This is a genomic window from Flavobacterium cerinum (assembly GCF_004028155.1).
GTDB lineage: Bacteria > Bacteroidota > Bacteroidia > Flavobacteriales > Flavobacteriaceae > Flavobacterium > Flavobacterium cerinum.
Genome location: NZ_SBII01000001.1, coordinates 16487 through 40284 on the forward strand (window position 1 = coordinate 16487; position 23798 = coordinate 40284).

General features: G+C 38.0%; 32 protein-coding genes and 1 pseudogene. 9 read left to right on the plus strand and 24 right to left on the minus strand.

What is annotated here, in order from left to right; genetic code table 11:
- The first annotated feature begins 171 nt into the window (after nt 1-171).
- The 7 genes from EPI11_RS00125 to EPI11_RS00155 all read left to right on the plus strand — a co-directional run bounded on the left by EPI11_RS00125 (nt 172) and on the right by EPI11_RS00155 (nt 8542).
- Nucleotides 172-603, plus strand: a complete 432-nt coding sequence (locus tag EPI11_RS00125; protein ID WP_128387926.1) for a hypothetical protein — start codon at nt 172-174, stop codon at nt 601-603.
- A complete protein-coding gene (locus EPI11_RS00130; protein ID WP_128387927.1) occupies nt 603-2186 on the plus strand; it encodes a hypothetical protein in 1584 nt (527 codons plus the stop codon). The genes EPI11_RS00125 and EPI11_RS00130 overlap by 1 nt, the downstream gene beginning before the upstream one ends.
- A gap of 1 nt (nt 2187) precedes the next feature.
- Complete coding sequence (locus EPI11_RS00135; RefSeq protein WP_164879085.1) at nt 2188-2616, plus strand: DUF1320 domain-containing protein; 429 nt, start codon at nt 2188-2190, stop codon at nt 2614-2616.
- Between the two features lie 22 nt (nt 2617-2638).
- Nucleotides 2639-5638 carry a phage portal protein family protein gene (locus tag EPI11_RS00140; protein WP_128387929.1) on the plus strand — a complete coding sequence of 1000 codons (3000 nt, stop codon included), beginning with the start codon at nt 2639-2641 and terminating at the stop codon, nt 5636-5638.
- A 93-nt stretch (nt 5639-5731) separates the two neighbouring features.
- A complete protein-coding gene (locus tag EPI11_RS00145; protein WP_128387930.1) occupies nt 5732-7489 on the plus strand; it encodes a tape measure protein in 1758 nt (585 codons plus the stop codon).
- Entirely contained in the window at nt 7482-7994 is a 513-nt protein-coding gene (locus EPI11_RS00150) for a phage virion morphogenesis protein (protein ID WP_128387931.1), read from the plus strand. The genes EPI11_RS00145 and EPI11_RS00150 overlap by 8 nt, the downstream gene beginning before the upstream one ends.
- Nucleotides 7991-8542, plus strand: coding sequence for a hypothetical protein (locus EPI11_RS00155; RefSeq protein ID WP_128387932.1), 552 nt, complete (start codon nt 7991-7993; stop codon nt 8540-8542). The genes EPI11_RS00150 and EPI11_RS00155 overlap by 4 nt, the downstream gene beginning before the upstream one ends.
- A 1-nt stretch (nt 8543) precedes the next feature.
- On the opposite strand, the gene EPI11_RS00160 is transcribed toward EPI11_RS00155, so the two are convergent.
- From EPI11_RS00160 to EPI11_RS00170, 3 genes are read right to left on the minus strand one after another with little or no spacing between them, the layout of a single operon-like run.
- Nucleotides 8544-9062, minus strand: a complete 519-nt coding sequence (locus EPI11_RS00160; RefSeq protein WP_128387933.1) for a hypothetical protein — start codon at nt 9060-9062, stop codon at nt 8544-8546.
- On the minus strand, nt 9059-9307 hold the full coding sequence (locus EPI11_RS00165) for a hypothetical protein (RefSeq protein ID WP_128387934.1): 249 nt from the start codon (nt 9305-9307) through the stop codon (nt 9059-9061). Before EPI11_RS00165 ends, EPI11_RS00160 begins: the two co-directional genes overlap by 4 nt.
- Nucleotides 9308-9315: 8 nt before the next feature.
- Nucleotides 9316-9609 (minus strand): hypothetical protein, encoded by a 294-nt coding sequence (locus EPI11_RS00170; RefSeq protein WP_128387935.1) that lies wholly within the window; start codon nt 9607-9609, stop codon nt 9316-9318.
- A gap of 58 nt (nt 9610-9667) precedes the next feature.
- On the opposite strand from EPI11_RS00170, the gene EPI11_RS00175 reads away from it, so the two are divergent.
- Nucleotides 9668-9985: a hypothetical protein gene (locus tag EPI11_RS00175; protein WP_128387936.1), complete on the plus strand. Its 318-nt coding sequence runs from the start codon at nt 9668-9670 to the stop codon at nt 9983-9985.
- Nucleotides 9986-10016: 31 nt separating this feature from the next.
- Here EPI11_RS00175 and EPI11_RS00180 read toward each other — a convergent pair whose 3' ends face one another.
- The 20 genes and pseudogenes from EPI11_RS00180 to EPI11_RS00260 form a co-directional block, all read right to left on the minus strand.
- Complete coding sequence (locus tag EPI11_RS00180) at nt 10017-10496, minus strand: DUF1643 domain-containing protein (RefSeq protein WP_128387937.1); 480 nt, start codon at nt 10494-10496, stop codon at nt 10017-10019.
- 2 nt (nt 10497-10498) lie between these two features.
- A complete protein-coding gene (locus EPI11_RS00185) occupies nt 10499-10969 on the minus strand; it encodes a hypothetical protein (RefSeq protein ID WP_128387938.1) in 471 nt (156 codons plus the stop codon).
- A 1-nt stretch (nt 10970) separates the two neighbouring features.
- A complete protein-coding gene (locus EPI11_RS00190; RefSeq protein ID WP_128387939.1) occupies nt 10971-11324 on the minus strand; it encodes a hypothetical protein in 354 nt (117 codons plus the stop codon).
- 111 nt (nt 11325-11435) lie between these two features.
- On the minus strand, nt 11436-12941 hold the full coding sequence (locus EPI11_RS00195) for a DNA cytosine methyltransferase (protein ID WP_128387940.1): 1506 nt from the start codon (nt 12939-12941) through the stop codon (nt 11436-11438).
- 2 nt (nt 12942-12943) lie between these two features.
- Complete coding sequence (locus tag EPI11_RS00200; protein WP_128387941.1) at nt 12944-13459, minus strand: hypothetical protein; 516 nt, start codon at nt 13457-13459, stop codon at nt 12944-12946.
- A 6-nt stretch (nt 13460-13465) separates the two neighbouring features.
- On the minus strand, nt 13466-13822 hold the full coding sequence (locus EPI11_RS00205) for a hypothetical protein (RefSeq protein WP_128387942.1): 357 nt from the start codon (nt 13820-13822) through the stop codon (nt 13466-13468).
- Nucleotides 13819-14082, minus strand: coding sequence for a hypothetical protein (locus tag EPI11_RS00210; protein WP_128387943.1), 264 nt, complete (start codon nt 14080-14082; stop codon nt 13819-13821). The genes EPI11_RS00205 and EPI11_RS00210 overlap by 4 nt, the downstream gene beginning before the upstream one ends.
- 399 nt (nt 14083-14481) lie before the next feature.
- A complete protein-coding gene (locus EPI11_RS00215) occupies nt 14482-14931 on the minus strand; it encodes a hypothetical protein (protein WP_128387944.1) in 450 nt (149 codons plus the stop codon).
- 5 nt (nt 14932-14936) lie between these two features.
- Nucleotides 14937-15272: a hypothetical protein gene (locus tag EPI11_RS00220; protein WP_128387945.1), complete on the minus strand. Its 336-nt coding sequence runs from the start codon at nt 15270-15272 to the stop codon at nt 14937-14939.
- Nucleotides 15273-15338: 66 nt separating this feature from the next.
- Nucleotides 15339-15575, minus strand: coding sequence for a hypothetical protein (locus EPI11_RS00225; protein ID WP_128387946.1), 237 nt, complete (start codon nt 15573-15575; stop codon nt 15339-15341).
- Nucleotides 15576-15596: 21 nt separating this feature from the next.
- Nucleotides 15597-15670 (minus strand): annotated as a pseudogene (locus tag EPI11_RS18890).
- 16 nt (nt 15671-15686) lie between these two features.
- A complete protein-coding gene (locus EPI11_RS18895; RefSeq protein ID WP_164879086.1) occupies nt 15687-15845 on the minus strand; it encodes a hypothetical protein in 159 nt (52 codons plus the stop codon).
- 2 nt (nt 15846-15847) lie between these two features.
- The gene (locus EPI11_RS00230) at nt 15848-16492 is read right to left on the minus strand and encodes a DUF3164 family protein (protein WP_164879087.1); all 645 of its coding nucleotides are present in this window, start codon (nt 16490-16492) and stop codon (nt 15848-15850) included.
- A gap of 4 nt (nt 16493-16496) precedes the next feature.
- Nucleotides 16497-16718 (minus strand): hypothetical protein, encoded by a 222-nt coding sequence (locus EPI11_RS00235; protein WP_128387948.1) that lies wholly within the window; start codon nt 16716-16718, stop codon nt 16497-16499.
- Nucleotides 16719-16779: 61 nt separating this feature from the next.
- Nucleotides 16780-17049, minus strand: a complete 270-nt coding sequence (locus EPI11_RS00240; protein WP_128387949.1) for a hypothetical protein — start codon at nt 17047-17049, stop codon at nt 16780-16782.
- On the minus strand, nt 17024-17182 hold the full coding sequence (locus EPI11_RS18900; RefSeq protein ID WP_164879088.1) for a hypothetical protein: 159 nt from the start codon (nt 17180-17182) through the stop codon (nt 17024-17026). The genes EPI11_RS00240 and EPI11_RS18900 overlap by 26 nt, the downstream gene beginning before the upstream one ends.
- 1 nt (nt 17183) lies before the next feature.
- Nucleotides 17184-17564 (minus strand): hypothetical protein, encoded by a 381-nt coding sequence (locus tag EPI11_RS00245; protein WP_128387950.1) that lies wholly within the window; start codon nt 17562-17564, stop codon nt 17184-17186.
- Nucleotides 17565-17568: 4 nt separating this feature from the next.
- A complete protein-coding gene (locus EPI11_RS00250; RefSeq protein WP_128387951.1) occupies nt 17569-18186 on the minus strand; it encodes a P-loop NTPase family protein in 618 nt (205 codons plus the stop codon).
- Complete coding sequence (locus EPI11_RS00255) at nt 18183-19067, minus strand: ATP-binding protein (RefSeq protein WP_128387952.1); 885 nt, start codon at nt 19065-19067, stop codon at nt 18183-18185. The genes EPI11_RS00250 and EPI11_RS00255 overlap by 4 nt, the downstream gene beginning before the upstream one ends.
- 3 nt (nt 19068-19070) lie before the next feature.
- Nucleotides 19071-21122: a hypothetical protein gene (locus EPI11_RS00260; protein WP_128387953.1), complete on the minus strand. Its 2052-nt coding sequence runs from the start codon at nt 21120-21122 to the stop codon at nt 19071-19073.
- A gap of 314 nt (nt 21123-21436) precedes the next feature.
- On the opposite strand from EPI11_RS00260, the gene EPI11_RS00265 reads away from it, so the two are divergent.
- Nucleotides 21437-22222, plus strand: coding sequence for an XRE family transcriptional regulator (locus EPI11_RS00265; protein ID WP_128387954.1), 786 nt, complete (start codon nt 21437-21439; stop codon nt 22220-22222).
- A gap of 559 nt (nt 22223-22781) precedes the next feature.
- Here the strand turns inward: EPI11_RS00265 and EPI11_RS00270 are convergent.
- Nucleotides 22782-23750 carry a sensor histidine kinase gene (locus tag EPI11_RS00270; RefSeq protein WP_206619078.1) on the minus strand — a complete coding sequence of 323 codons (969 nt, stop codon included), beginning with the start codon at nt 23748-23750 and terminating at the stop codon, nt 22782-22784.
- Nucleotides 23751-23798: the final 48 nt, after the last annotated feature.

A 23798-nucleotide genomic window follows, 5' to 3' on the forward strand; every position in this document is an offset into this window, starting at 1 on the left:
TGCCTTGTTTTGAATGGCAAATTTTCGGCAACATGGCAACAAAAGAAAATTGGCTGTTTAGTCCCTAAAGCGAACGATTTAGGGACTATATCAAAATCTTTAGGCACTCAACACCCTTTTTTAAATTTTTTGATGGAAAGCGAACCTTTGCCTTACTAAAGAAGTATAGCAATGGCAAAAAAACAATCAATGAACAATGATGATAAGAAGGCTCTTGCCTATGAGCTTTTTATGGAAACCGATAAAACGGGCAAAGAGATATCATCAATTATAGGTGTCACTGAAAAGACTTTTGGAGTATGGAAAAATTCAGGGGATTGGGAGCTTAGAAAGCAGGCTCAGACGGTTACCGCCAAAAACATCATTACAAACCTTTATGAGAAAGCCTATGAGCTTTCGATGGCAAAGACCGTCGATGCTGATAAACTTGTAAAGCTTGCCAATACTATCGAAAAGCTTTCAAATAAAAAGGTTACGATCAGCCAAATTATAAATGTGTTTAAGGACTTTACGACTTTTGCCTTTGGAGAAAACCCCGAAGTAGCAAAGCAGATAAATATTTTGCAAAGAAAGTATGTGGACCATAAGCTTAATGGGGAATAATGGCAGCACCAATAATTACAAAAAGAGATTATAACGAGTGGTTAGTGTTTTGCCAAACGGTGCAAAACTCAACTGCTGTCAACCTGTTTGAACCGGCAGATGTTCAGGAGGCACGGAAAAAAAGAGCGCTAAAGGACTACAATTATTTTGTAAAAGAATATTATCCAACGTATGCCGATGCCGATTGTGCTGATTGGCAGATTGAGTTTGCAAATGAATGCCTGAAAGACCCCAACTTTTTCGGCATAGCTGAATGGCCCCGTGAGCATGCAAAATCTGTACACATAACCATTATCATACCTATGTGGCTGATTGCACACGGTGAGTTAACGGGAATGATACTGATGGGTAAAAATGAGAATGATGCCTGCAACCTCTTATCTGATGTTCAGGCTCAGCTCCAATTCAATGAGCTGTTTGCACATGATTTTGGTGTGCAGTACAATTTTGGTTCCTGGACTGATGGGGATTTTACAACAAAGGACGGTATCAGGTTTTTAGCAATTGGTAGGGACCAAACGCCGAGGGGTGCAAGGAAGGGCGAAAAGCGACCTAACTATGGGGTAATTGATGATATAGATGATGATGAGATCGTACACAATCAAAAGAGGGTTGGCAAGATCGTAAAGAGGATTTTGGGTGCTTTCTATTTTGCCTTATCCATTAAAGGTGCGCGGTTGTGCATGGGTGGCAACAGGATTCACTCTCAATCAATTTTAGCGCATATAGTTGGCGATACTAAACCAGGTGCAAAAAAACGCCCGGGCATTTTCCACAGCAAGGTAAAAGCCCTTACTGATATAAAGTATGATGCAATGGGTAACATCATCAGTGCTAAAGTGGCATGGTGGCAGCGCTATTCATTAGAGGAAATCGTAAGGAAAATAAACAAGGCGGGGCCAGTTCTCGCTAAACAGGAGTTTTTCCACGAAACCGAGATTGAAGGAAAGCTCTTCCTTAACCGGTATTTCAAATTTGTAACCCTGCCAAAGCTCAGGAGGATGCAGGTGATTATCGGGTATTTTGACCCTTCATTTGAGAATAGTGTAACATCGGATTTTAAGGCGGTTTCTGTTTGGGGACTGCTTAATGAAAAACGCTATTGCATTAAACGCTATACAAGACGGTCAGAGCTTGAAGATGTTTTCCAATGGATGATAAATTTTGAAAAGAAACTACCGGCAGGTGTGGCAGTTATTTGGTATGTAGAAAAGCAATTTTTCACAAGACCGATAAAATTGGCATTGGCAAGGATTAAAAGGAAAAACGGCAATTACCCTCTTAATGTAATTGAGGATGACAGGAACAAACCTAACAAATTCAGCCGTATCGTAAAAATGACCCCTGAATATGCTGCGGGTAATGTTTACTACAACATTGATGAGGAAAACGACCCTGATATGGTAGAAGGCAACATGCAGGTAAGAGGGATAGAACCGGGCTATAATACACCTGATGATGCCCCCGATAGTGATGAGGGCGGATGGTTTTATTTAGATCAGCATTTGAGCATGCCTGCTGAAGATATGGAGGGCAGTGCCAATATTGGGAAAAGGGAACGTAACGAAAATAATGCTTACTAATATGAGATTTTTAAACGATAACGATTATAAAAAAGTAATACGTCAATGGATTAAGAATTTGATTTCTTATGAAAGTGAGGACGTACTGGAGGATGCAGAGCTCGCAGCTCAATCAGAAATGGAAACCTATTTAGTTTCACGGTATGATACACAGGCCATATTTAATACGGGTCAAGAGCCTGAGCAAAGGAGCGCTCTTATTGTGATGTACCTGGTAGATATGGCGCTTTACCATTTGCACGCTAACATACAGCCAAATGATGTCCCTGAAGTAAGAGAAAACAGATACAAGCAGGCAATCAGTTGGCTCAAAGATGTAGCAGCGGGAAAAATAAGCCCTGTACTTCCTGTAAAAGTAATTGTGCCGGGGGAAGATAATACAGGCAATATTGCTTTGGGATGTAATCCTAAAGTGTCAGAACGATTTTAAACACTATTTAAAGCATATTTAAATGAACATTAAAAACAGATTATCGGGCTTATTTGGTAAGACAACTGAGCAGAAAGAAATTGATGCAGCAGTCACCCAAATGGTTAATGCTATTAAAAATCAAAGGTCCCTATTTAAGAAAGAAATAAAGGAGTGGAAACTTGCAAAATTTGCTGCTTTCAATAAAGATATGCCCCGTAGGCATTTGCTTATTCAATTGTATGATGACATCATGGATGATGCTTTCATTTTTGGTATAAGTGAAACGCGAAAGCTCAGGATTTCCAATAAAGGCTTTGTGATCGTAAACAGTAAAGGAGAAATCGACCCCGATAAAACTAAGCTTTTGAAAAAAGAATGGTTCAACAAACTTATTAAAGTTTCAGTTGAAAGTATGTATTACGGTTATTCCCTTCTTTACCCGCAAGAGCTTGATGAGGATGGCTATATCAAAAAATTAAGTTTGGTATTTCGTGATCATGTGGTACCTGAGACAGAGGAAATATTAAAAGAAGTCTTTGACCAGTCAGGGGTTAAGTTCAGGGAAGCTCCTTATGATAAATGGATGTTTTGGATAAACTATGACAACTTTATTGGCATCTTAAACAAAGCAGCGCCTCTTTACATATTTAAAAAACACTCATGGCAGAACTGGGATGAGTTCGAGGAAATGTTCGGCATTCCTATCAGGACGGCAAAAGTAGCATCGACTGATAAAAGGGTACAGCAGGAGGTTGACAAATGGCTTAAAGATTTGGGTTCAGCTGCGTGGGGTCGTTTCCCTGAAGGCGTTGAGATCGATATAAAAGAAAGCAATTCCCGTGATGCCTTTAATGTCTTTAATGAAAAGAGAAAAGCGTGTAACGAAGAGCTTGCCATCCTTTTCGATGGTAACTCAGAAACATCTAAAGATACAGGCAGCAGGGCGAAAGCTGAGGCATTGATTGACAGTACACAATCACTTATTGAACTGGATGATGAAATGCGCGTACAGTTCATGGTTAATGATGACCTGTTGCCGTGGCTGATTAATTTGGGATATCCTTTTGAAAAGGGGGATGAATTCCAATGGAACTACAACGAGCAGGCCACACCTAAAGAACGCCTCGACATCTTTAAAGGGGTTAAGGATTTGGGGTATAAAGTGAAAAAAGAGCAGATTGAGACTGAGCTTGACGTGGAAATTGTAGGCGAATACACGACAGCACAACCGGTACCGCCAAATGATGATGACCCCGACAAAGATGACCCTGACGACATTGATGATAAAAAGGATGACAAAAAGCCTAAAGCGGGTTTTAAGCTGCCCCATGCCCATCATAAAGGTTGCGGGTGTGGGGCGTGTGATCTTACCTACAGGCTGATTGATTTTAACCTGCTTGCTGCATTGTCAGGCGATGAGGAACGCTTTTTAAAAGAGCTTTGGAATAATCCTGACAGCATCAACTTTAATTATAAAGAATTCAGGGCAACACATCCCGAATTGCTTGATGCCGTCAGGGGCGGGTTTGGCAATATTGATTTTGATTTTCAAAGCCCTGATCACCTTACAATGGAATTGTTCCAGGCGAACATACACCGCTTTGGGGTTGACAAAACCTTAAAGGAAATATTAGACCTGAACGAGATCATCAAATCTGCTAAAGACTTTTCAGAATTCAGGGAACGTGCAAAAAAGTTATTCCCAAACTATAAAGAGTTATGGCTTAGAACTGAATGGGACCATGCGCATGCGGTATCACAAATGGGTGCACGGCAAATTGAAATGATGCAGGATGCAGATATTGCTCCTTACTGGAAATTCAAGGCTACGAGGGACGAACGCACAACGGAAATCTGCAACAGCATTCATAATAAAGTATTCCGCAAAAGTGATAGCGATGCTTGGAGATTCCTTCCCCCGCTTCATTTCAAATGCCGTTCTGATGCTGAGGACGTGCTCGAAGGTTATGACGGTAACGTTGAAAGTTTTAATGATGCTGTTGCCCTTGACCCTGATGGATGGGCGAAAATGCAAAAGGCAGGCTTTGATGTCAATTGGGGCGATGCAAAAGAGGTTTTCACAGCAACACAGGGTTATCTCAGGAATGCGGGTGTACAGCCTTTAGATGTGAGTTTATTTGACTTCTCAGCTTTTGGGCTTAAACCTTTTGGCAGTATATCATCAAAGGGAATATTGCCAACTGAGCATTTTGATTTTGATGCCTTCAGGGATAGATCAGGTTTAGCTCGTATTGAAGATGCTGAGGGTATGCCTAACTGGTTGAGCCGTGAGTTGTTCGATTCGTTTGACGATGACGGCAAAAAGGTGATTGCTGATGTGTTGCATTCGGCAGATGAAATATACTGGATTGATGACAGCGGGACTTTCACCAAAAAGTATATAAAGTATTACAAAGGCTCAACCTATGAGGCTGTTGTTACCTATACTAAAAACAGTAAGGCTACTTTACAGCAATTAACCAAAATAGCAAACCCTGATGAACAAAGAAAGGGATTATTGATTTACACACCGTCAGGACAAATTGAATGGCGAAAAGGGCAGTATTCAGGCTATTCTGATGAGTATGTTAAGCATTCATTCGATGATAAGAATGGCGGGTACCTGGTAAGCCATAAACTGCATAATAAAAGCGAGCTCAGCAATAACCTTGTAACTGGTGGCTTGCTTGAAAAACTCGGTAAGGCTGTGGAGCTGTTGCCGGTTGTTCCGGGCAAAAACCCTGATGCACTTATTAACGGTGTAGAATGGGAGTTTAAACTGCTTACAAATTATAGTAACCTTTTCAACAGGATAAAAGAAGAGGTTAAGCGAGCCTCAAAACAGTCAGGAAATGTTATGCTGCATATTAATGGAAAATATAACAATAACGACATTATAAGGGGCTTGAACGCGGTAATAAAGAATGATGATTCACGAAGGGTGCGATTTGTTGCCCTGCTATTCAATGATGATAAGCTTTTTGTGTTTTCGAGAAAGCAAATCGAAACCCGTGAGTTTGAAGCTTTGCTGAAGGGATAAAAAAAAAGCTGTACAAAAGTACAGCTCATTTTATGGCGGTCTTCCTTAGATGACCATTGCAAATATACAAATTATTTTATAAATCAAATACTTATGACATCATCAGGTTTAAAATATGTCCTTGACCTGATGGATAAAAGTTTTGGCATGGGGATGCGAAAGGCGCGTGAAGATACGCGCGGTTTGGATGCTCAGGTTAACAAAACGAATGATTCCATCAAGTCATTAGGCAGGGGTATCGTTGCAGCTCTATCGGTTGCAGCACTCGTGAGCTTTACTTCTGAAGTAACAAACACCACCGCTAAACTGGAAGGTATGGAAAATTCCATACGGTTCGCATCCGGTGTTGAGGGGCAGAAAAACCTCTCATTCCTGAATGGCACTATCAAGACTTTAAACCTTGATATGCAGGCATCCTATAAGGGCTTTTCAACTCTTACGGGTGCCTTAATGGGTACAGCTTTAGAAGGTCAGGGCGTTCGCGATATATTCAAAGCGGTGTCAACTGCTGCATCCGTTATGGGACTGACAGGCGAACAGGCTGAGGGTGCTTTCCTTGCCTTATCACAAATGGCTAGTAAAGGCAAGGTTTCAGCGGAAGAGCTCAGGCAACAATTAGGCGAACGATTGCCCGGTGCGCTCAGGATTGCTCAAAAGGCTATGGGAATGACTGGCCCCGTCTTTAACAAGATGCTTGAAGAGGGTAAAATCTATGCTGAGGACTTTCTCCCAAAATTTGCTAAAGAACTTCAGAATACTTTTCAGGGCGGTTTAGGTGCTGCAACTAATAGTATGCAGTCATCCATTAATAAGCAAAACAATGCCCTGCTTACTTTCAAAAAGACTTTGGGCGAAACGTTTGGGACAGAACTAAAAAAAGGTATGGCATTTATTGGTGATCTGATGAAATCCTTATCGGATGCACTGCCTTATTTATTGCCTGTAAAAGATGCATTCTTAAGTGTACTTTCGGCATTAAGCCCTTTATGGGATGGTATCATGGCAATATTTGCCGCCTTTGGCACATTGAAATCGGCATCAAGCACCTTGACCGAAACGCTTAATATTGCCGCTGTGATCGTGGAGGTATTCGCTTCGGGTGTCGGGCAGCTGCTTGAATGGGTCGCACCTCTTTTACCATGGATTGCAGCGATAACAGTTGCACAATGGGCTTGGAATTTAGCAATGGCGGCTAACCCTTTAGGAGCTACCATAATGGTCATTGTTGCATTGATCGGTATTATTAAAGTTGCTTATGATAAGATTGGAGCTTTCAGGGGTGCGGTTAAAGCAGCATGGGAGGCTATCAAGGGTTTTGCAACAGCGATCAAGGATTATGTCATTACGCGATTTAAAGAGCTGTTATCGGGTGTTGCAGGGATAGGAAAGGCAATAATGCTATTCTTTAAAGGAGATTGGAAAGGAGCATGGGAAGCAGGTAAAGAAGCTGCTAAAGACCTCGTAGGGGTTGACAGTAAAAAGGCACTGATAAATGACCTTAGAAAAGTTGGTAAGAATGCCGGGGAAGCCTACAATAAAGGTGTTGCAGAAGCTGAGCAAAATGTCCTTAAAGGCAAAGAGCCAAAAGGCATTAAGGCAAATGATAAATTGCTTGGTAATGGTGATGCTACACTTGACAAGACCAAAAAAGCACCTGCTGCCTTTTCAACATCGGTACCGTCAGGAGGTGGCAGAACTGAGAAACATACAGTATTCAATATTGGTTCATTCGTTAAGGAGCTTAAAATTGTAACCAGTGGCATGGGTACCGACCCGGCAGAAATCAAAAAACAAATGCAAAATATCTTTAACGAGATCATTGCAGATTTAGAATTGAGAGCAGATGCATAACAACAATGCTGTAGAACTGGATAAGCTCAGGAGGAAATACGAAGCTTTCAGGGCAAGGATTCCGCAACAGATTGCAATAACAGCAGTCAACTTTTTTAAGCGAAACTTTGACCGTGAGGGCTTCGTTGACCAACCTTTTCAAAAATGGAAGCCATTAAAGAACCCACGCGACAGGGGGCGTAAAATCCTGACCAAAAGCGGAAGGTTAAAAAGAGGCTTAAAAAAGCTTCAGGTGTCCAGGAACAAAGTTATTGTAGGTATAGGCAATGACATCAAATATGCACAATTGCAAAATGATGGGGGCAGGATTCCAATAACGCCAAAGATGAGACGGTATTTTTGGGCAATGTTTAAACAGACCGGTAATGAATATTATAAAGGTCTTGCCCTGACAAAAAAAACACACATTGATATACCGAAAAGGCAGTTTATTGGAGATAGTAAGGCAATTGTGGTTACCATTGACAGGTTAATTGTAAAAGAACTTAAAAGAAGCTTAGGATGAGCGTAAAAAAGCACACATATAAAGAGATAAGTACTTATCTTAAAACGAACGTTGACGGCCTTGAATTTGTGGACAAATACAGGGGACAGCTTGACAACGTGAATAATTTTGTATTTCCCCGACCTGCTGTATTTATAAGCTATGGCCGATTTGAATATGAGAGCCTTTCGGCAGGTAACCAACAGGGAAAAGGTATTATAAGGGTCAGGATTGTAGTTGAGAATTATGCCGATGCTTTTGAGGGTTCTTTCAATCAGGATGCAGCACTTGATTTTTTCGAGATCAATGAGAAAGTGCACACGGCATTACAAGGTCTTTCAGGAACTTATTTTAGTGGTTTAAACAGGTTAACCGATGAGGATGACGAGGACCACGGAAATTTGATTGTTACTGTTATGGAATATGAGTGCAATATAATAGATGATAGCGCCTGGTCACAAAAGAACTTTATACTTACTGATCCTGAGCTTAAAGTGGAGTATATAAACAAAGAGGGCTTTCCTCAGCAAATTGAAGAAAGCCCGCCTTTTGTAATACCTATGAAATAAGCTATATTCTATCTTTGGCAGTAACAACGGTAATTTTTGCTGTTTTACTGTCAGGGAATGTAAGTGTAGCAACGTCCGAAAGAAAACGTGAACTAACCACCTCGCCAAATTTCACATCAGCAAAATTTAATGATGTGCTCCAAAAGCCACAAAAGAATTGAATCACTTTTTGCGGGTCGCCGGTTATCTCGACTTTGGTAGTCATTGGCAGATCGTATTTTGCAATTTTCTTTTTTGTGAATTTCACATTAACATAGCCCTGTTGTTCAACTCCTGACACAATCTTTTTCTGAAACTTATATTGCCATTCTGTAGGAGTATCTTTTGAAAATTTTGCACCACAATCAGCCATGCCTATTTTTTGTAAATATGCCTGTATAGCAGAATCGTTATTGCCATATTCCACATTGGTCAAAAGAGTTTCATATTGATTGCCTGCTGCTGCATCAATATCTACATCTTCATAAGTGGTTTGCCCAAAGGCGTTAAAACAAAGTAAAAGGATAATAAGGTTTTTCATGCTTGCTTTTTTTTATAATAGCCGGTTTCTGAAATAATAAGCCAAAGTGTTGTTTCTGCAAGTGGCATAAACTCATCAGATAACAACTCCAAAGTATATTCCAAGCTAAAATGTTTTTTAGAGGTAAGGTAATCAAAACGTTTCCTTATCTTCTCATTCCGCTTTTCGATTCGTGATTGTTTAGTAGTAAGGTCCTGTGGCATAGGGCAAATATAATGATTTAACATAATATTTAAAATAGTCATTTATTCATTTATTTAAACCCTATTCTTACAATTTTTTTGTCCGGATATTCTTCTATATAACATCTGCCGGGCAACTCCTTTCCGCTTCTTTTCAGGAAGATCTTTTTTTGCCAGTCTGAAAGCGAATGTAAGTTTACATAAATCTCGCTGCAATAATTATCATCCTTATATACAAGACCTTTGGCAATCATCATTAAAGGTCTGAATTCGTCTATAGGGTCATACTTCTGTACCGGATTGATATTTGCCTTTATTACATGGTAAAAAATGCGTTCAGCGAGCTTAATTTCGTTTTCAGTCATTATCACTCAGTATATTTAAAATTACTATTTTAGCTCAACTAACCAAAACCATACCATAATGACAAAAGACGATTGGCAAAAACTAAAAAAAACATTAAGCGACTACCGTTCTGAATTTTCTGATGAGTACGACAAAGCAAAGGGTGGAAAAAATAAACAAATCCGAAACAATGCTGACAGGAATGTTGAAAATATAATCTATAGGACATTTTCACATATTAAAAAAGACAATGAGACCTTTGAACTGTTGATAAATTCAGATGACCCCATTGTAAGAGCTGAAACATATAATGACTTTGAAAAACCTCATTATTTTGGCAGGGATTTACTGGAATACATAAACCGCATTGATGAAAAGATTAAAGAAATGGAATAAAAAAAGCCCCTGCATAATTGAGGGGCTTTTTTTAATAGGGTACTGGAACGGTAAGCCTCTTTAAATATAAAGGGTGTTTTGGGTTACCTGAAGCGGTCAATCCTAAATGATGTCTGTTAGGCCACCCATCCAAAGGAATGTGTTTTACTTCAATCGGAGCATTACCATAGGCATATACAATAATACTGCATTGATTTGCCATATTAGAAATATGTATCAAATTAAGGTCATTATGGAAGTCCTCAACATATTTTAAAGCTTTGGGTTCAGTTGAAATATATGGAAAAATATTACCAACCATCAAACCGCCGTAACCCCAAAGTTTAGCAAATCCAATACAACGCCTTATTGTAGGGTCATTACGCATATCATCCGCCTGTGATGGATTGAGCATAATAAAAAGTACTTTAGGTTTTGATTCATCCCACACGCGCCATAATCTATACCTGTAGTTGCCACATTGTGAAAACTCTGCACCTGCGTTATTATCTGTAAAAAGTGATGTACTCATAATTAATATTTTAGATCAGTCCAGTGAATAATTTTGCCTTTAAAGTCTTTATTGAAATAGGTAAAGAAATCGCCTATACAATCAAAACCATCATTCTCTGCAAGGTTTTCCATCTCGAAAACTGTAAGGTATCTACCATCAACCATTATAGCCTGTTGAATTTTGTTAAGGTGTAAAATTTCAATTTCCTGTATGCTTTTGCATTGAAATACTGAAGGAGCAAACTGGAAACGATTTGGCGTTCTGTTATTTATTACAAAGTGAATAAACATACCTACTTTCCATCTGTTTTTTAAATCTTCCCTAATTGTATGATGCTTTGGCTTTGCATCTGAGGCATAAGCCACGTCAAAGGATTCATGTTGATATTTCCTCGGTAACCATTCGCCATAAACTTCTTTTAATGAAGTGGCTATTTTTTCCATAAAATAGGTAGGCTTTCCGTTTATTTGTGTGCTAAATGGTAGTGTCATATTATTCGAATCCTAAAAATTTACTGTGCTTTTCTAATACTTCGCTTAACTTATTATCGTCAATATCTTTAATATCCCTTCTAATGAAAAGCTCATACATATCCTCTGTATCGCCTTCATAGAAAAGTTTTATTAAATCTTTTCTCAGTTCTTTCAATTTATCAATGTTATTGTCATGTTGTTTTTTGACTTTTAAAACCTTTTCATAGTCTTCTGCAAGCCTATCCGACATTGCGGTTAAAAGGTTTTGGAAATCCACTGTTTTAAGTTGAATTCTGATTCCATTGATGTGTATTGCATAATCCATCGCGGGCATACCGCCCCAATAGCTGCTTGTTGTAATTTCTACTGACATAAATTTTGTCTTATTATTGTTATTATTCTATAAAGCCACCACAGAACTCGCAGATGTCATCAATGTCACTTTCAAGGCAAACATTGCAATCGCAATTGTGTGTTGGCTTCATTATGCAGTTTTTTGTCGTTGTTTATATGCTTTTATTTCGGGTATTATAGGCTCAATAATAAGACGCGCCCATTCAGGAGGTACAGCATTGCCTATCATTCTAATAGCATCTTTATTGGATAGTTTTAAACCCGGTTTACTGAAATAATCTCTTTTGAATGTCATACACGCTGCGAGCTCTTCACGGTTTAAGAACCTGGTCTTTATATCAAAACCTTCGAGGATAGAAATTAAAGAAGCCTTATTTGTTGTTAAAACAGCATTCAAAGGGACTTCAAGGGATTGATTTTGACTGCCAGGATTACCATTACTATTGAAGTGATGGGCAATAAACTGTATTTTTTCATTCATTATGATTGTGTCCAATTGATGCCTGTCTTTAGTGGTTACAGTATTAAGCGGGTCAGTAATATTCTGTTGTTGATCAGTACCATAGTACTGACAAATAAATTGTACTAATTGCTTTGTTTGCCTTGTTAGTTGTGGGTTTAGTGGCTCATTTGGAGTGTTAAAGTTATCCGTATGGCAATGGTCTTGTATAAACTGCAGCTTTTCTTTTAAGGTTACAAGTTGATGTTGACTGGCTGTAGTGCGCACCGTATTTAATGGCTCTTCAATACTTTGGGAACGTTTATGAGTATCTTTCCCACCGTAAAAATTGCATATAAATTGGTTGAGTTCAGGAGCATATTTTTTTATGCCACCGGCAATACGGCGCTGCGTGTTAGGTGAAAGACTTTTCCTTAAATGTGCAGGCAATGATTCATTAAACTGCCTTCCAAAAATACTGACCCCTTCATTTGATAAATCTATATGCTCAGCACAAGCTTGCCATTTCTTTTTACCATCTTTTCCTGTCTTAGAGTGAGTGAACTCAGGAAAACTAACATTTATACCATCACGATAAAAAAATGCGAAATATCGAACCCTACGAGTTGGCAATCCGTCATCAGCAGCATTGCGAATGTCATCAACATAATTATAACCTAAAGAGCAAATTGCGTTTTTCCATCGCTCAAATTCAGCACCAACCTGATCAGGTCGCGGTTTACCATTTTCACAAACTGGTGACCACTTTTTGAACTCAGGGACATTCTCTATGCCGATGACAAGAGGCATAAGATACTTAATGTATCGTTCAAGCTCCCAACCCATAGTATAAGAACCAAGCTCTTTATCCCTGCCACCTTTTGCTTTGCTATGCTGTGTGCATTCTATTGATGCCCAAACCAAGTCAACAGGGTCAAGCTCATGCTCATCTTGTACATAAATATCAGACCAATATGTTTTTATACCGGGATGATGAAAGCTGTTAGTTTTAATTGCAATTTTATCATGGTTTAATATCCATTGAAGGCTAACACCTGGCATATCATAAAGAGCATCACTCACACCGCCGCCACCTGCAAAAAAATCGGCTGCTGTAATATCTTCGTCATTTATATTGGCCTGTTGCTGCAACAGGCTAAGTACATTATACTGATTATCTGATTTTTTAATGCTCATATCTATTTTTCTGTTTTTTTGTATGCTAAATTTTTTAATACTTGATTTTCATTTTTTCCTTTATGCGATACTGGCAACTCGTCCTGATATCGCTTTTTACTGATATATCTGCAAAGATGAATTTGAGCTATGGAGTTTTCTCGAATATGTTTTAAATAACCTGGTATTGCTATCATACATTCAATTATTTCTGCTTCTTTCATTTTTTTATACTCCTTTTCAGCTTCCAGTTTTCCAACTTTGTATTCAAAGATTGTCCACATTGCATTAAAAGAAATATCAGCGGGTTTAACGGATATATCAAATTTGGAGCATATATCAGTGTTGTTAATCCAGTTGGCTTTTATGAGGCTTTCTGTAGCAGGGAAACGGGGCGAAAACAGCCAACTCATTTGCTTATCTTCAAGAACCCCCTCGGCAACTTCAAACCCGTTTAAATCACCGTTTAAAGTGTATTTAAACAGGAATGTAAGTCCGATCTCTTTGCCTTTTACGCGGTAAGTGGTGTATTGTTCCATTTCTCATTATAATTTTTGATCTAATTGTGAATAAATGTTATTTGCTAGTGCCCTACAAAAATCGTCAGTCTCTTTGTCCTTAGCTTCGCACATAAAAATCGATGCAGTTTGCGCCTCATGGTATATTAATGTGAGCTTATGAAGTTTTGGCTTACCTTTTTTTGTAATAATTGGTGTCGGGTGTCGCATTAGTCCGCGAGATCGATTATAAAGTCTATCTGCCATAGCTTGTGATATGGTGTACTTTGCCTTTTCCTGTCTGCTAAACATGTGAAAGTTATATTTGTTAGATTCACAAAAAGCGTGTAAAAGTGCAGACAGGTAAACAAATTGCGAGGGCGTTAGTTCAAGCTCTATTTTCATGGGATTTTCATTTTTGTTGTTTGCCTTCCAATGGCTTCCATTATATCAGTCAAGTCTGAGGCGGTAATTTTATCTAATTGTTCATCTGTAACAGGGTTGGAATTTATTGTTACACATTGATAAATAAGTATCTTATTAGTTAGTAAAGTGTTGCCGTTGGCTTCAATAAGTGCTTTTAACAAATCGAGGGCTGAGTAGTGATATATTATTATTTGATAGCCTCGTACACTTATAAAATCATAAAATACATCTAATTTCATGCGCAATCGGTTTTAGGTTCTGAGAGGTCAGTGCAACAATCCAAACAACTCAATACTGTAGTCTCGCATGTAGCAACTGACTGGACAACTCGCATATAAGTTCTTTTGTGGGCGCAATCCTTATATGCATCGGGTGTGTTTATTGGTAGTTTATCCATAATTAATGATCTCTTGAAAATCGTTCTTTTGCTTTGCACCAGGTATCACACTGGTTAGGGTCACATCTCCGCTGACATTCGGGTAAACTGGCGAGCTTGATATCCTCTTTAGGTTTTGCGGTATAGTTGCGCTCTACGAACCTGCCGAATATATAGGCCATCCACATTGCGAATAAAAAGGATAGAAGGAGTAATATTACAAGCACAATAAACTCCCATTCTAAAGGGTTTTTATATAGTATCATAACTTAGATTTTTTAGGTTTTGACCATCGTTTTGTTGTCATGGATTCCAAAGCGCCAATGAATTTGTCGAGGTCCTCTTTGTTCATATCCTTTAATGGCTTTTGCACTGGGCATAGAGTGCTATGCATCCATTCGTTCAGTTTGTCGAGATCGGCATGAGTAGCAACCCTGCCACGCTTCGACCAACCGTATTGTATGCAAAGGCTTAGTACATATCGGTGCCTCGCATTGTCTTTGTCAAAATGAGCGCGGTAATCAAGCTTTACAGGCTTAATTTTGTTTTGTTCCAGTATCTTATTAGCCTGGTCAAAAGAAAGATCGTTACAGCTTATTTTTTTTATATCGTTAGTAGCCCATTGTACCCATTCCTCTTTTACATCTTTGGGAATGTTAACATGAATGAGCTGCTTTTGCTTTTTGTTAGCAGGTATAAATAGAGTTTCCATTATGCTTATTTAAAAGGTTCGTTTTCCTTTTTCTTACTAATATTGCTAATCGTAAATTTTAAATAATACGGGTCTGCTTGATAATTCGGATTATAAATTTTTAAACCGTGAAACTCTACAGGGTTTTCAACTATAAAGGCTCCATTGTAGAGGTGAGCTGAACCGAAATATTCAGAATGTATTATCTCGTTATTTTCGGCTACATAGATTTTTAAAAGGTCTTGACCATCATCAAAGAATTCAACTACATAAGCGGTTGTTTTCTCTAACCAAATGTCAAATTCTGACTGATTGTTAAATTTGAAGGCTTTATACTTTGGTGTGTAATCTGCTGTATTCATAATGTCTGTTTTTAAATTTGCACCGTCTCAGGGCTCGAACCTGAGAGCATTGCCGTTACGGTTTGTTTATTGTTTTGGTCTTATAAGGGTACCGTCTTCACTTTCTTCAAAATCTACATTGTACATCCTGCCATAAGTGTCCTTGTAAAGTGGGTTGTCATTAAAATCTTCATCAAAGCGTTTTATTTCGGCTTCAATAATGTTTTGCCATTCAGAAGTTAACCACCCATTTTCATCAATGTGGTCTGCAAACACATTGTATAAATCCTCCCCCCATAATTCGATAAGTTGCTGTTCGTTCATAAACTTGATTTTTATAATTAGCTCCCTGTACGGGGTTCGAACCCGTGTAAACAGCTCCCCCCAGAGCTGCTGCGTAACCACTCCGCCAACAGGGATAACCAACCAATCAACCTAACTCAAATTATTAGCCCTTCTATACTCATCGAAAGACTTACGTTCAAAGGCTGTAAGCTCATCCATAGCAATCCAATTACCATTACCATCTAAATACACCGATATACCATTGATTGTGTATAGACCATCCTCTTTATATACAATTGCTACGCTCATAATTACAGGCTTGAAAAATTTAACAATACACCCTGCCATTTACCTTCACTATCTTTAATTTTGAACTCGTAACCATACCCTTTTAAGTGGCTTCCATAGCTTTCTTTTATTAGCCTTAAACCTTCTTTCCAGCGCTCATCATCAAATTTATCTTCATGCTTATACAAGTCCATTACGCGGTTGTATTCGAGATCGCCCTTTTCGTTCCTTTCAAGGAAGCCCATTAAAATCTCATAAAGTTTCATATCGCGCTTTTTGATTGTATCAGAAAGAAAATCTTTTATAAGTTCAATTGCTTTTGTTGCACGTTCATCCCAAACAGGTTCAGTATCTCTACGGCGTGTTACACGCATATCACCCGCTTTATTGGTAATGGTAAAGCCTCCTTTGCTATTGCTCCGTATACCGCCATACTGTGCAAGCGACAGGGCTTTTTTATCCATTTCGATATGACAGTACTGTTTGAACTCAGAAAGCTCTGTAAACATCGTTTTTGCAGTTGTGATAATTGCCTCAACCTTTTCGTTGGTATCATTTTCGTAAGCTTGTTTTTCGGCTTGTTGTTTCTGTTTTAATGCTTTTCTCTTTTTTTCAAGAGCTGCCTCCATTTGTTCAATTGTTAGGTCGTCTGTGTTTATAGCTTCCATCGTTTTACTTTTTTTCAGGGTTATTATCATTTTCATTATGGTCGGGCATTAGTAAGGCTTTCGCCCATTCTATTAAGGCATTTGCACCTTCCTGATCTAATCTCTCAAAGCGTTCATAAGCTTTTTCTGTCTCATCCAAGCCGGTAACTTTAATTACAGCCTCAAATCCTTCCATCATTGTTGATGTTATCACATCGTAGGTAGTGGTATTTGTGGTGGGATTCATTGTTATTCTATGTAGTACCTGGTAATCACCAACAATGAATATTTTGCAAAAAGTGTTTTTATTATTCATATACTATCTCTTTGGGTTTCCAATTGGAACGGTTTATTAATTTTAAAATGCTGTTTTTCTTTTGCTCTATCTCAGGGGTTTGTAAAAAGCCGATTGTCTCACCTGCCAATGCTCTAAATAATGCAGCGCGCTCCTGATTTATCATAATACGTTCACCTGTGCTGAGCATTGCCGTTTTCTCACTACTGTATTGCAGGATGAGCATTAACTGGTCAAGCTCGTTCAGTATCTCTTCTCTAATTTGCTCGGGTTGGTTCATCATATTCTTTGTTTTTAATCATTCTTTCGTAATCTTGTTTTTGTCGCCAGTTAACGGCGTAATCGTAATGGTTTGGGTTATTACCAAGCCATACATCGACATCTTTAATCTTGTTTTCTATTTCAGCTTTTGTCATATCAGTTAAGGTTTAAGGATGTGAAAATTGTTACTTCTCCATACTTCATTTCTACAGCTCCAAAGTGGTCTTTGCTGATCTCGTCTAATAATGGTTTTGGGAAGTGTTGGAATAGTTCTGTTACAAGGCCGTTAAAGCATTTTCTATGGTCAACAACTGTAACAGTATTAGACCCTTCAAATCGTTGCACCTTGTTTCGGAAAGTGGTTTCAATAATTGACAGTTCATTTAAAAACCATCGGTTAATTGCAGAACTACCTAAAATCTTTTGCCACTGCCTTGTAGTTCCTGCATTGCTTTCAGCCCAATTTTTCCATAGATCAAGCATATATTTGTTATGCTGATCTTTGGTGATTCCTAAAATTTCGTGGATTGGTTTCATAAGCTTATTTTTTTGTTCCATGATATAGCTGTGCTTTTTCTTCATCAATATTTAAATTACCACCCGGTACACGACCACCCACAATAAGGCAAAGACCCTGTACTCGTATTATCACCTTTGCCAGTTTACTTGCCATTGTTGCAGCAGCTGTATAAGGTTTGTTTCTTTCTTCATGGGCAACACAGATGAAAAGAGTATCAGGAAAGTCTTGTTTTAATTTTTTGATTCCTGATGCCTTCAGCTCATCGTTGTACATTGTGAGGTTGTCTAAAACAACAATCTTCGGAGCTTTACGCGTTTTAAGGCGTTTATAAAGGCTTTCAATCGGCTCGTACTCTATGATTAGCATGTTACTGCTTTTGTCGATTTTAGCCCGTTGGCAGGCTCTCTGAAACTCCATATCCGCACCTTCCTCAGCGCTCACATATAAAACCCTTTCAAACTTGCTGAGATAATCAGCCAAAAGGAGTGTGCCCCACGTCTTACCATTTTTTTCTTTACCATATATGAGCCATATTCCTGATCTGCTTGGATTGCCAAATACTTCTTTCCAGGGGCCGTCAAATTCAAATGTTTCAAATTTCTTTTGGTAAAGGTTTTTTACAGTTAAGGCTCTACTCATACGCTTTCGTCCAACTGTATAAGGGTTTCAAGGTGTCTCAGGGTTTTTCCTTTACCCATGCATAGATTAACCACCTTTTTAACTTTAGCCTGATTATTAAGGTTTACAGTCGCTACATCACCAATCAACTGCTGCATGTATTTGGTTCTTTCGTCTTTTATTAGTGGCACACAGTGTACAAACTCATCAGAAAAGCGACTGAAAAGAGCTTTATAACCTGTTTTCTTAGTGTCAAGACCACTCTGAAATTTTGCCTGTAAGCTATCATCGCCAATCATCATCCATCCGCAACGGTCTTCTGTTCCGTTCCACAGCTCAATGATTATCACAAAGACTTTTGGGTCTAAATACCCGGCATCATCAAGGAGTATGAAAGGAAGGTTAAGGAGGTTAATGTAATATTTGAGATTTTCCTTTACATCACTCAACCTGCCTGTGCTGTCAACACCGAGCGTTTGAGCTAATCGCCTTATAAAAAGGGTTGGTGTTGATGCTTGCGAGCAATCGAAATAAAAAGCATTTGGTAAGTTTTTTATAACATGCTTTGCGCAAAAGGTTTTACCAATGCCACATTCATCAATAAGAATAATGGCTTTTTTCTTTGATTTACAAAAAGTGATATTTTCCTCAATTTCTGCATAAACACTTGTACGGGCAATTTTCCAATCTTTTTGATAAACCGAAACATTAAGTTTCCTGCCTTGCTCAATCCAAAAGGTATCAGCTGCTATTTTTTCAGTTTCACCGCTTTTTAACCTACTATAAACGGATGAATTTAGATTGAGTGTTTTGGCAAACTGAGCATCTGACATGCCCTGATAATTTTCACGATGCTTTAGAATGGCATCCTTTACTTTCTGTCTGAATTCTGTTGTAATCATAGCTTATAGTGTTTGTTTAAAAAAGGTGCTCATTAATCCTGATGCTTTATTTGTCTGAGGTGTATAAGTGAATTCCTCATCTTCATTATGGCTTTCAATCTCTTCTACAGTATCAAGACGGGGTACAAATTTTTCGATACCTGGTATTGTGAAAGTGTCTGAAATGGTTTTTTTCCTGTTGTCAATGACTGTAACACGGTCAATTGAATTTTTCTGCATCTGCATGTAAGCAGTAACTGTATTTCGGTATCTTGACATGATCTCGCGGGCATCAATATGTTTTGCAGTGGCCTCAATCGGTGCTTTAGCTCCTATTGGTTTAGGAAGTGCCTCACATATATATCTTCCTGTGCTGTCATAGATCAACGCTTTTAAAACATCGCCTTTATTGTCGTCAAGCCAATAGATGTCTATATCCTTACCCTCAACAACCTTAAGCAACCTTATAAGGTTTTCGCCTGTGTATATATCACCATCATCACCTAATACCCACTCGCTATTTTGTAGCTTCATCAGTCCTGCCTTGCAGCTGCTCTTTGTTTTTTCCCCTAAATATTTGAGGAATGATTTGTAATTTGTAGGTTTAAGGTTCGGGTGCTGATGGTTTTGGAAATACTCGAACCGGCTGATGCTCTTGTTTTGACCATTTGGCATATTATTCCATGTAACAATATTTGCAAATGATTGCTGTACCAGTTTTTCGTACGGTACAAGCGGTACCTGCGTTGAACCGGTCTGATTGGACTCAGACAAAGCAAAAGGTCTTGCAATCCATCCCTCTTGCTCTTTTTCAATACCATATCTTAAATCCCTGTAATACCTTTCGATTCTTTTAGACCTTGCCGAATTGGGGTGTATCTGAACGTTTTGGAACATATAACCATCTTGTAAAAAGGTATTTTTAAAAGAACTATTCAAAGAGCTTTCACATTCAAGTGCATCAGGAAGATGCATGCCCCACTCGTGATAATTTCTAACCAGTTGGCGATAAAAGTTTTGGATTAATTCCTCTTTGGTCTTACCGTATGCCCATGCTGTTATTGCCTCACTTGCCAAATCGATACCTAAATACCACCACATCCTTTGTCCGTTCTCATATTTAAAAGGAGGTTGTCTGTCATCAATCGAAATCATAGAGCCTGCAAAAGTTGGCTGCTCTAATGATTCGTAAGGGATGAATCCCTGCATTAGTTTCTGACGGTCACCGCTTCTTTTTGCATAAGTACCTATCTTACTTTCGTAGGACCTTAGATAAAGGCTTATTGTTGACGGGCTGAGAGGCTTAAATTGTTTTGGGTCATATAATTCGGCTGATTCCTCATTTACAACCTCGATGTAACCATTTAAGAAAGCCTCATACTCTTTTGCTATATCGGTGGCATTTGGTTTATGACCTCTACCTGCAAACAGGTTATTCAATAACTGATCAGTTTGTGAATCGCGTTTAAGAGCATTCTTTTTGATATTACCCTCAGCATCTTTTATCAGGGATTTATAACTATCCTCTTTAAAAGCCTTTAATTGCTGTTTAAACCGCCTTAAATTGCCGTTTAAAGTATGCTCAACATCAAACTTTTTAAGAAGTATGGCATTAAAGCTGTGTGCATCGGTATAAAGTGTATCAGCAATACCTCTCATAGAACCGCCTTTTGCAATCCTTTCACTTTCTCTTGCAGCTTCAAGTTTTATAACAGCCTGAAGCATGCTCGCATTAATAATATTCTTTTCAATAGTGGCAGGCAGTAAATAACTACCATCGGGATATTGAAATTTGTTATTGTAGAAATCAACAGCTTCAGTATCTATCTTATAGTAATTTTCGAGTATATGCTGTGGCTGTCGAGGGTCTCCTATGGCTTCCTGAACCTCTTTAGAAAGGCTATCAAAGAGAATCAGCAACTGTCTACCATTTCCTCCAAGCATGGCACGCTTAATACCATATTGTTTGTTTTTGTACCGGCTCAGTTCTTTACCGAGGTTATCATAACAGCTCCAAAACCTTGGTACGAGCTCATCTTTGGTAACAACCAGTGTTTGTCCTAAATAGTGAGGCATAATTACTCTTGATTTAAACTGTTGCTTTTTATTTCGATAGCCGTTTTGGAAGCATTGTCCAAAACGTTGTATTCTTTTTTGATAGTATCAGGCATTACACCTGTACGATCACCTCGCAAACACTTGCGCAAATAGTCAATTGAAAATCCGAATTTCAGTTTTAACTGGTTCAGAATGTCCTCATTGTATTTGTTATAATTTTTCGTACGTTTGCCCATAATTGCATTTTGTCTTTTGTTCAGGACAAAAATATGGAATAATATTCCAATTTATCAAACATTAATGGAAAAATATTCCAATTAATTTACGAATATATGACTATACATTTGAGAATTAAGGATTTAAGGAAGCAAAACAACATGACCCAATTGGAATTTTCTTCCAAAATAGGGGTTGATAATAGCCAGTACAGCAAGATTGAGAGGGGTATATTAGAGCCAACTCTTAGTTTGTTATTGGAAATATCTTCCAAATTCAATGTCTCTCTTGATTGGATTGCTACAGGTGTAGAACCTGCCAATAAATCGTTAAATGATGTTAAAGTTGTGGTTTCAACTGATAAAACTAAAGATCAGTTTCCGGCTGTTGTTACAGTCGATTCGCACCAACGTGACAATATTGTCTTAGTCCCTATAAAAGCAGCAGCAGGTTATCTTACAGGATATGGAGACCCTGAATTTATCAAAACCCTACCGACATATAGAATGCCAAACCTTAATAATGGAACATTCAGAATGTTTCAGGTAAAAGGGCATAGTATGAATAACACTTTACATCATGGGGCTATTGTGGTTGGCGAATGGGTTGAGAATTGGCCTCGTGACATTAAAGATGATAGGATTTATGTAATTATGACCCAAAGTGATGGTGTTATTGTAAAGCGAGTTCTTAATAGGCTTAAAAAATATAATAACCTGATCTGTAAAAGTGATAATAGAAAAGAATACCCTTCATTTTCAATTACACCTGATGATATTATTGAAATATGGGAAGTTAAGTTAGGATTGCTCTTTGAGTTACCTAATCCTGCTGACTTATATGACAGGGTTGTTGATTTGGAGGCTGAAATGATGCAGATAAAGCACCTTTTAGCAAAGTAAAACGCAGCACACACAACATTTATATTGAATTACATATCATTTAAACGTTTATTGTTTTGATTTTCAATTAATTATCGCTGTTATACTTTTTAATGTATTATGTTTTATAGGGGGTTATATGTATTAAAACATAGTGATATTTGCACCTTTTTTTTAAGTATGGGTTATTGAAACATACATCCAAAAACCTCATTTTGTCCGTCCAAATGTCCATGCAAATGTCCTTCCAAAGTTTTTTTTATGGTTATGCAAAAAAAACAGCCATCGGTTTAGGATGGCTGTGTATAGAATATTCGAGTATGTAGTTTAAAGAGCTTTTAAAGCTTATAATGCCTTTATTTAAGCTGTTTAAAGGTATTCTATGTGATCTTTTATACCTGCAATAGTAATAATCGCGCTAATGGCGTAATTTTGACTTTTAAAATGGTAGTGAAACTGTAGGTAACGGTAGTAATGGTACACTTTGAATTTTTTTATACTTCCGACCTTTTTGCTGTAAATGCCTTATTTTTAAGGCTTTTTCGACCTTTTTTATAATTATTAGTTAGTACATTCTGTTTTAACCCCTATAAAAGACACGATTGCTTTTAATCTCTGATGTTATTTCGATATGCTTTTCTGTTTTGTTTTCTAAAGCATATATACTATTGGTAAGCAAGTTTATAAGAACCTGCTCCATTTGGAGTACATCGACCGTTAACCAGCGGTTATTGTTAATTGTGTTGTTCACAGTAACTCCGGCGTTTACAAATAGAGGATTCATTATCTGTAAAACATTTTTTAATAAGGTACTGAGTTCGATGCTTTCTTTATTAGGGGATGGCAGCATGGCCAGTTTTCTATAGCTATCAATAAAACTCTGGAGATGATCACTTCGATGTATCATTGCCGATACACTTTGTTTTATATCTTCCATGTCGTCTTTAGACAACGATTCCTGTCCTACTATATCTTCAAGGTTTTGTGCCAGGGAGCGTATAGGGGTTACAGAGTTCATCAACTCATGAGATATTACCTTCATGAGGTTTATCCAGGCTTCCTTTTCTTTTTTTGCTACTACCTTCTGGATCGAATCTAACAGGATAATATAGTAATCTTCATTATAGGTTTTCGTTTTAGAGGTTTGCAGCATAAAGGTTTGATCGTCCTGTTTGTCTACCCTTATTTGTACCGATGTGCGGATATCTTCAAAATTGCGGTCTTCAATAATGGAGCATAATACCGGTAATTGATTTTTGAGGTACTTCCATTTGGATACTTTTGGTATGTCAAAATGTTCTGAAAAATAATCGTTCATCAGGAAAATATCCCAGTCGGTATTTTTCTTCTGAAGAATTAATACGCCTGTTTCTATATTATTCAGGATGGCACGGTAGACAAGGTCTTTGGAAGTATGTTCGTTCTGTTTGTCTTTTAGTGTATTGTAAAGCGTGAACAGGCTATTATAATTTTGAACTGTTTTATGTTTTGAAAAATCGGCAGAAAAATCATTATTAAGAATTGCCGATATGGTTTTATCATAAAACAAAAAAGAGGATCTTATAAAAGAAAACAATTCGATTAGCAACACAAAAAA

What these genes read in the sequence shown, in the direction of transcription:
- EPI11_RS00125 (WP_128387926.1), top strand. Translation starts at nt 172, where the DNA reads ATGGCAAAAAAACAATCAATGAACAATGATGATAAGAAGGCTCTTGCC.
- EPI11_RS00130 (WP_128387927.1), top strand. Translation starts at nt 603, where the DNA reads ATGGCAGCACCAATAATTACAAAAAGAGATTATAACGAGTGGTTAGTG.
- EPI11_RS00135 (WP_164879085.1), top strand. Translation starts at nt 2,188, where the DNA reads ATGAGATTTTTAAACGATAACGATTATAAAAAAGTAATACGTCAATGG.
- EPI11_RS00140 (WP_128387929.1), top strand. Translation starts at nt 2,639, where the DNA reads ATGAACATTAAAAACAGATTATCGGGCTTATTTGGTAAGACAACTGAG.
- EPI11_RS00145 (WP_128387930.1), top strand. Translation starts at nt 5,732, where the DNA reads ATGACATCATCAGGTTTAAAATATGTCCTTGACCTGATGGATAAAAGT.
- EPI11_RS00150 (WP_128387931.1), top strand. Translation starts at nt 7,482, where the DNA reads ATGCATAACAACAATGCTGTAGAACTGGATAAGCTCAGGAGGAAATAC.
- EPI11_RS00155 (WP_128387932.1), top strand. Translation starts at nt 7,991, where the DNA reads ATGAGCGTAAAAAAGCACACATATAAAGAGATAAGTACTTATCTTAAA.
- EPI11_RS00160 (WP_128387933.1), bottom strand. Translation starts at nt 9,062, where the DNA reads ATGAAAAACCTTATTATCCTTTTACTTTGTTTTAACGCCTTTGGGCAA.
- EPI11_RS00165 (WP_128387934.1), bottom strand. Translation starts at nt 9,307, where the DNA reads ATGACTATTTTAAATATTATGTTAAATCATTATATTTGCCCTATGCCA.
- EPI11_RS00170 (WP_128387935.1), bottom strand. Translation starts at nt 9,609, where the DNA reads ATGACTGAAAACGAAATTAAGCTCGCTGAACGCATTTTTTACCATGTA.
- EPI11_RS00175 (WP_128387936.1), top strand. Translation starts at nt 9,668, where the DNA reads ATGACAAAAGACGATTGGCAAAAACTAAAAAAAACATTAAGCGACTAC.
- EPI11_RS00180 (WP_128387937.1), bottom strand. Translation starts at nt 10,496, where the DNA reads ATGAGTACATCACTTTTTACAGATAATAACGCAGGTGCAGAGTTTTCA.
- EPI11_RS00185 (WP_128387938.1), bottom strand. Translation starts at nt 10,969, where the DNA reads ATGACACTACCATTTAGCACACAAATAAACGGAAAGCCTACCTATTTT.
- EPI11_RS00190 (WP_128387939.1), bottom strand. Translation starts at nt 11,324, where the DNA reads ATGTCAGTAGAAATTACAACAAGCAGCTATTGGGGCGGTATGCCCGCG.
- EPI11_RS00195 (WP_128387940.1), bottom strand. Translation starts at nt 12,941, where the DNA reads ATGAGCATTAAAAAATCAGATAATCAGTATAATGTACTTAGCCTGTTG.
- EPI11_RS00200 (WP_128387941.1), bottom strand. Translation starts at nt 13,459, where the DNA reads ATGGAACAATACACCACTTACCGCGTAAAAGGCAAAGAGATCGGACTT.
- EPI11_RS00205 (WP_128387942.1), bottom strand. Translation starts at nt 13,822, where the DNA reads ATGAAAATAGAGCTTGAACTAACGCCCTCGCAATTTGTTTACCTGTCT.
- EPI11_RS00210 (WP_128387943.1), bottom strand. Translation starts at nt 14,082, where the DNA reads ATGAAATTAGATGTATTTTATGATTTTATAAGTGTACGAGGCTATCAA.
- EPI11_RS00215 (WP_128387944.1), bottom strand. Translation starts at nt 14,931, where the DNA reads ATGGAAACTCTATTTATACCTGCTAACAAAAAGCAAAAGCAGCTCATT.
- EPI11_RS00220 (WP_128387945.1), bottom strand. Translation starts at nt 15,272, where the DNA reads ATGAATACAGCAGATTACACACCAAAGTATAAAGCCTTCAAATTTAAC.
- EPI11_RS00225 (WP_128387946.1), bottom strand. Translation starts at nt 15,575, where the DNA reads ATGAACGAACAGCAACTTATCGAATTATGGGGGGAGGATTTATACAAT.
- EPI11_RS18895 (WP_164879086.1), bottom strand. Translation starts at nt 15,845, where the DNA reads ATGAGCGTAGCAATTGTATATAAAGAGGATGGTCTATACACAATCAAT.
- EPI11_RS00230 (WP_164879087.1), bottom strand. Translation starts at nt 16,492, where the DNA reads ATGGAAGCTATAAACACAGACGACCTAACAATTGAACAAATGGAGGCA.
- EPI11_RS00235 (WP_128387948.1), bottom strand. Translation starts at nt 16,718, where the DNA reads ATGAATCCCACCACAAATACCACTACCTACGATGTGATAACATCAACA.
- EPI11_RS00240 (WP_128387949.1), bottom strand. Translation starts at nt 17,049, where the DNA reads ATGATGAACCAACCCGAGCAAATTAGAGAAGAGATACTGAACGAGCTT.
- EPI11_RS18900 (WP_164879088.1), bottom strand. Translation starts at nt 17,182, where the DNA reads ATGACAAAAGCTGAAATAGAAAACAAGATTAAAGATGTCGATGTATGG.
- EPI11_RS00245 (WP_128387950.1), bottom strand. Translation starts at nt 17,564, where the DNA reads ATGAAACCAATCCACGAAATTTTAGGAATCACCAAAGATCAGCATAAC.
- EPI11_RS00250 (WP_128387951.1), bottom strand. Translation starts at nt 18,186, where the DNA reads ATGAGTAGAGCCTTAACTGTAAAAAACCTTTACCAAAAGAAATTTGAA.
- EPI11_RS00255 (WP_128387952.1), bottom strand. Translation starts at nt 19,067, where the DNA reads ATGATTACAACAGAATTCAGACAGAAAGTAAAGGATGCCATTCTAAAG.
- EPI11_RS00260 (WP_128387953.1), bottom strand. Translation starts at nt 21,122, where the DNA reads ATGCCTCACTATTTAGGACAAACACTGGTTGTTACCAAAGATGAGCTC.
- EPI11_RS00265 (WP_128387954.1), top strand. Translation starts at nt 21,437, where the DNA reads ATGACTATACATTTGAGAATTAAGGATTTAAGGAAGCAAAACAACATG.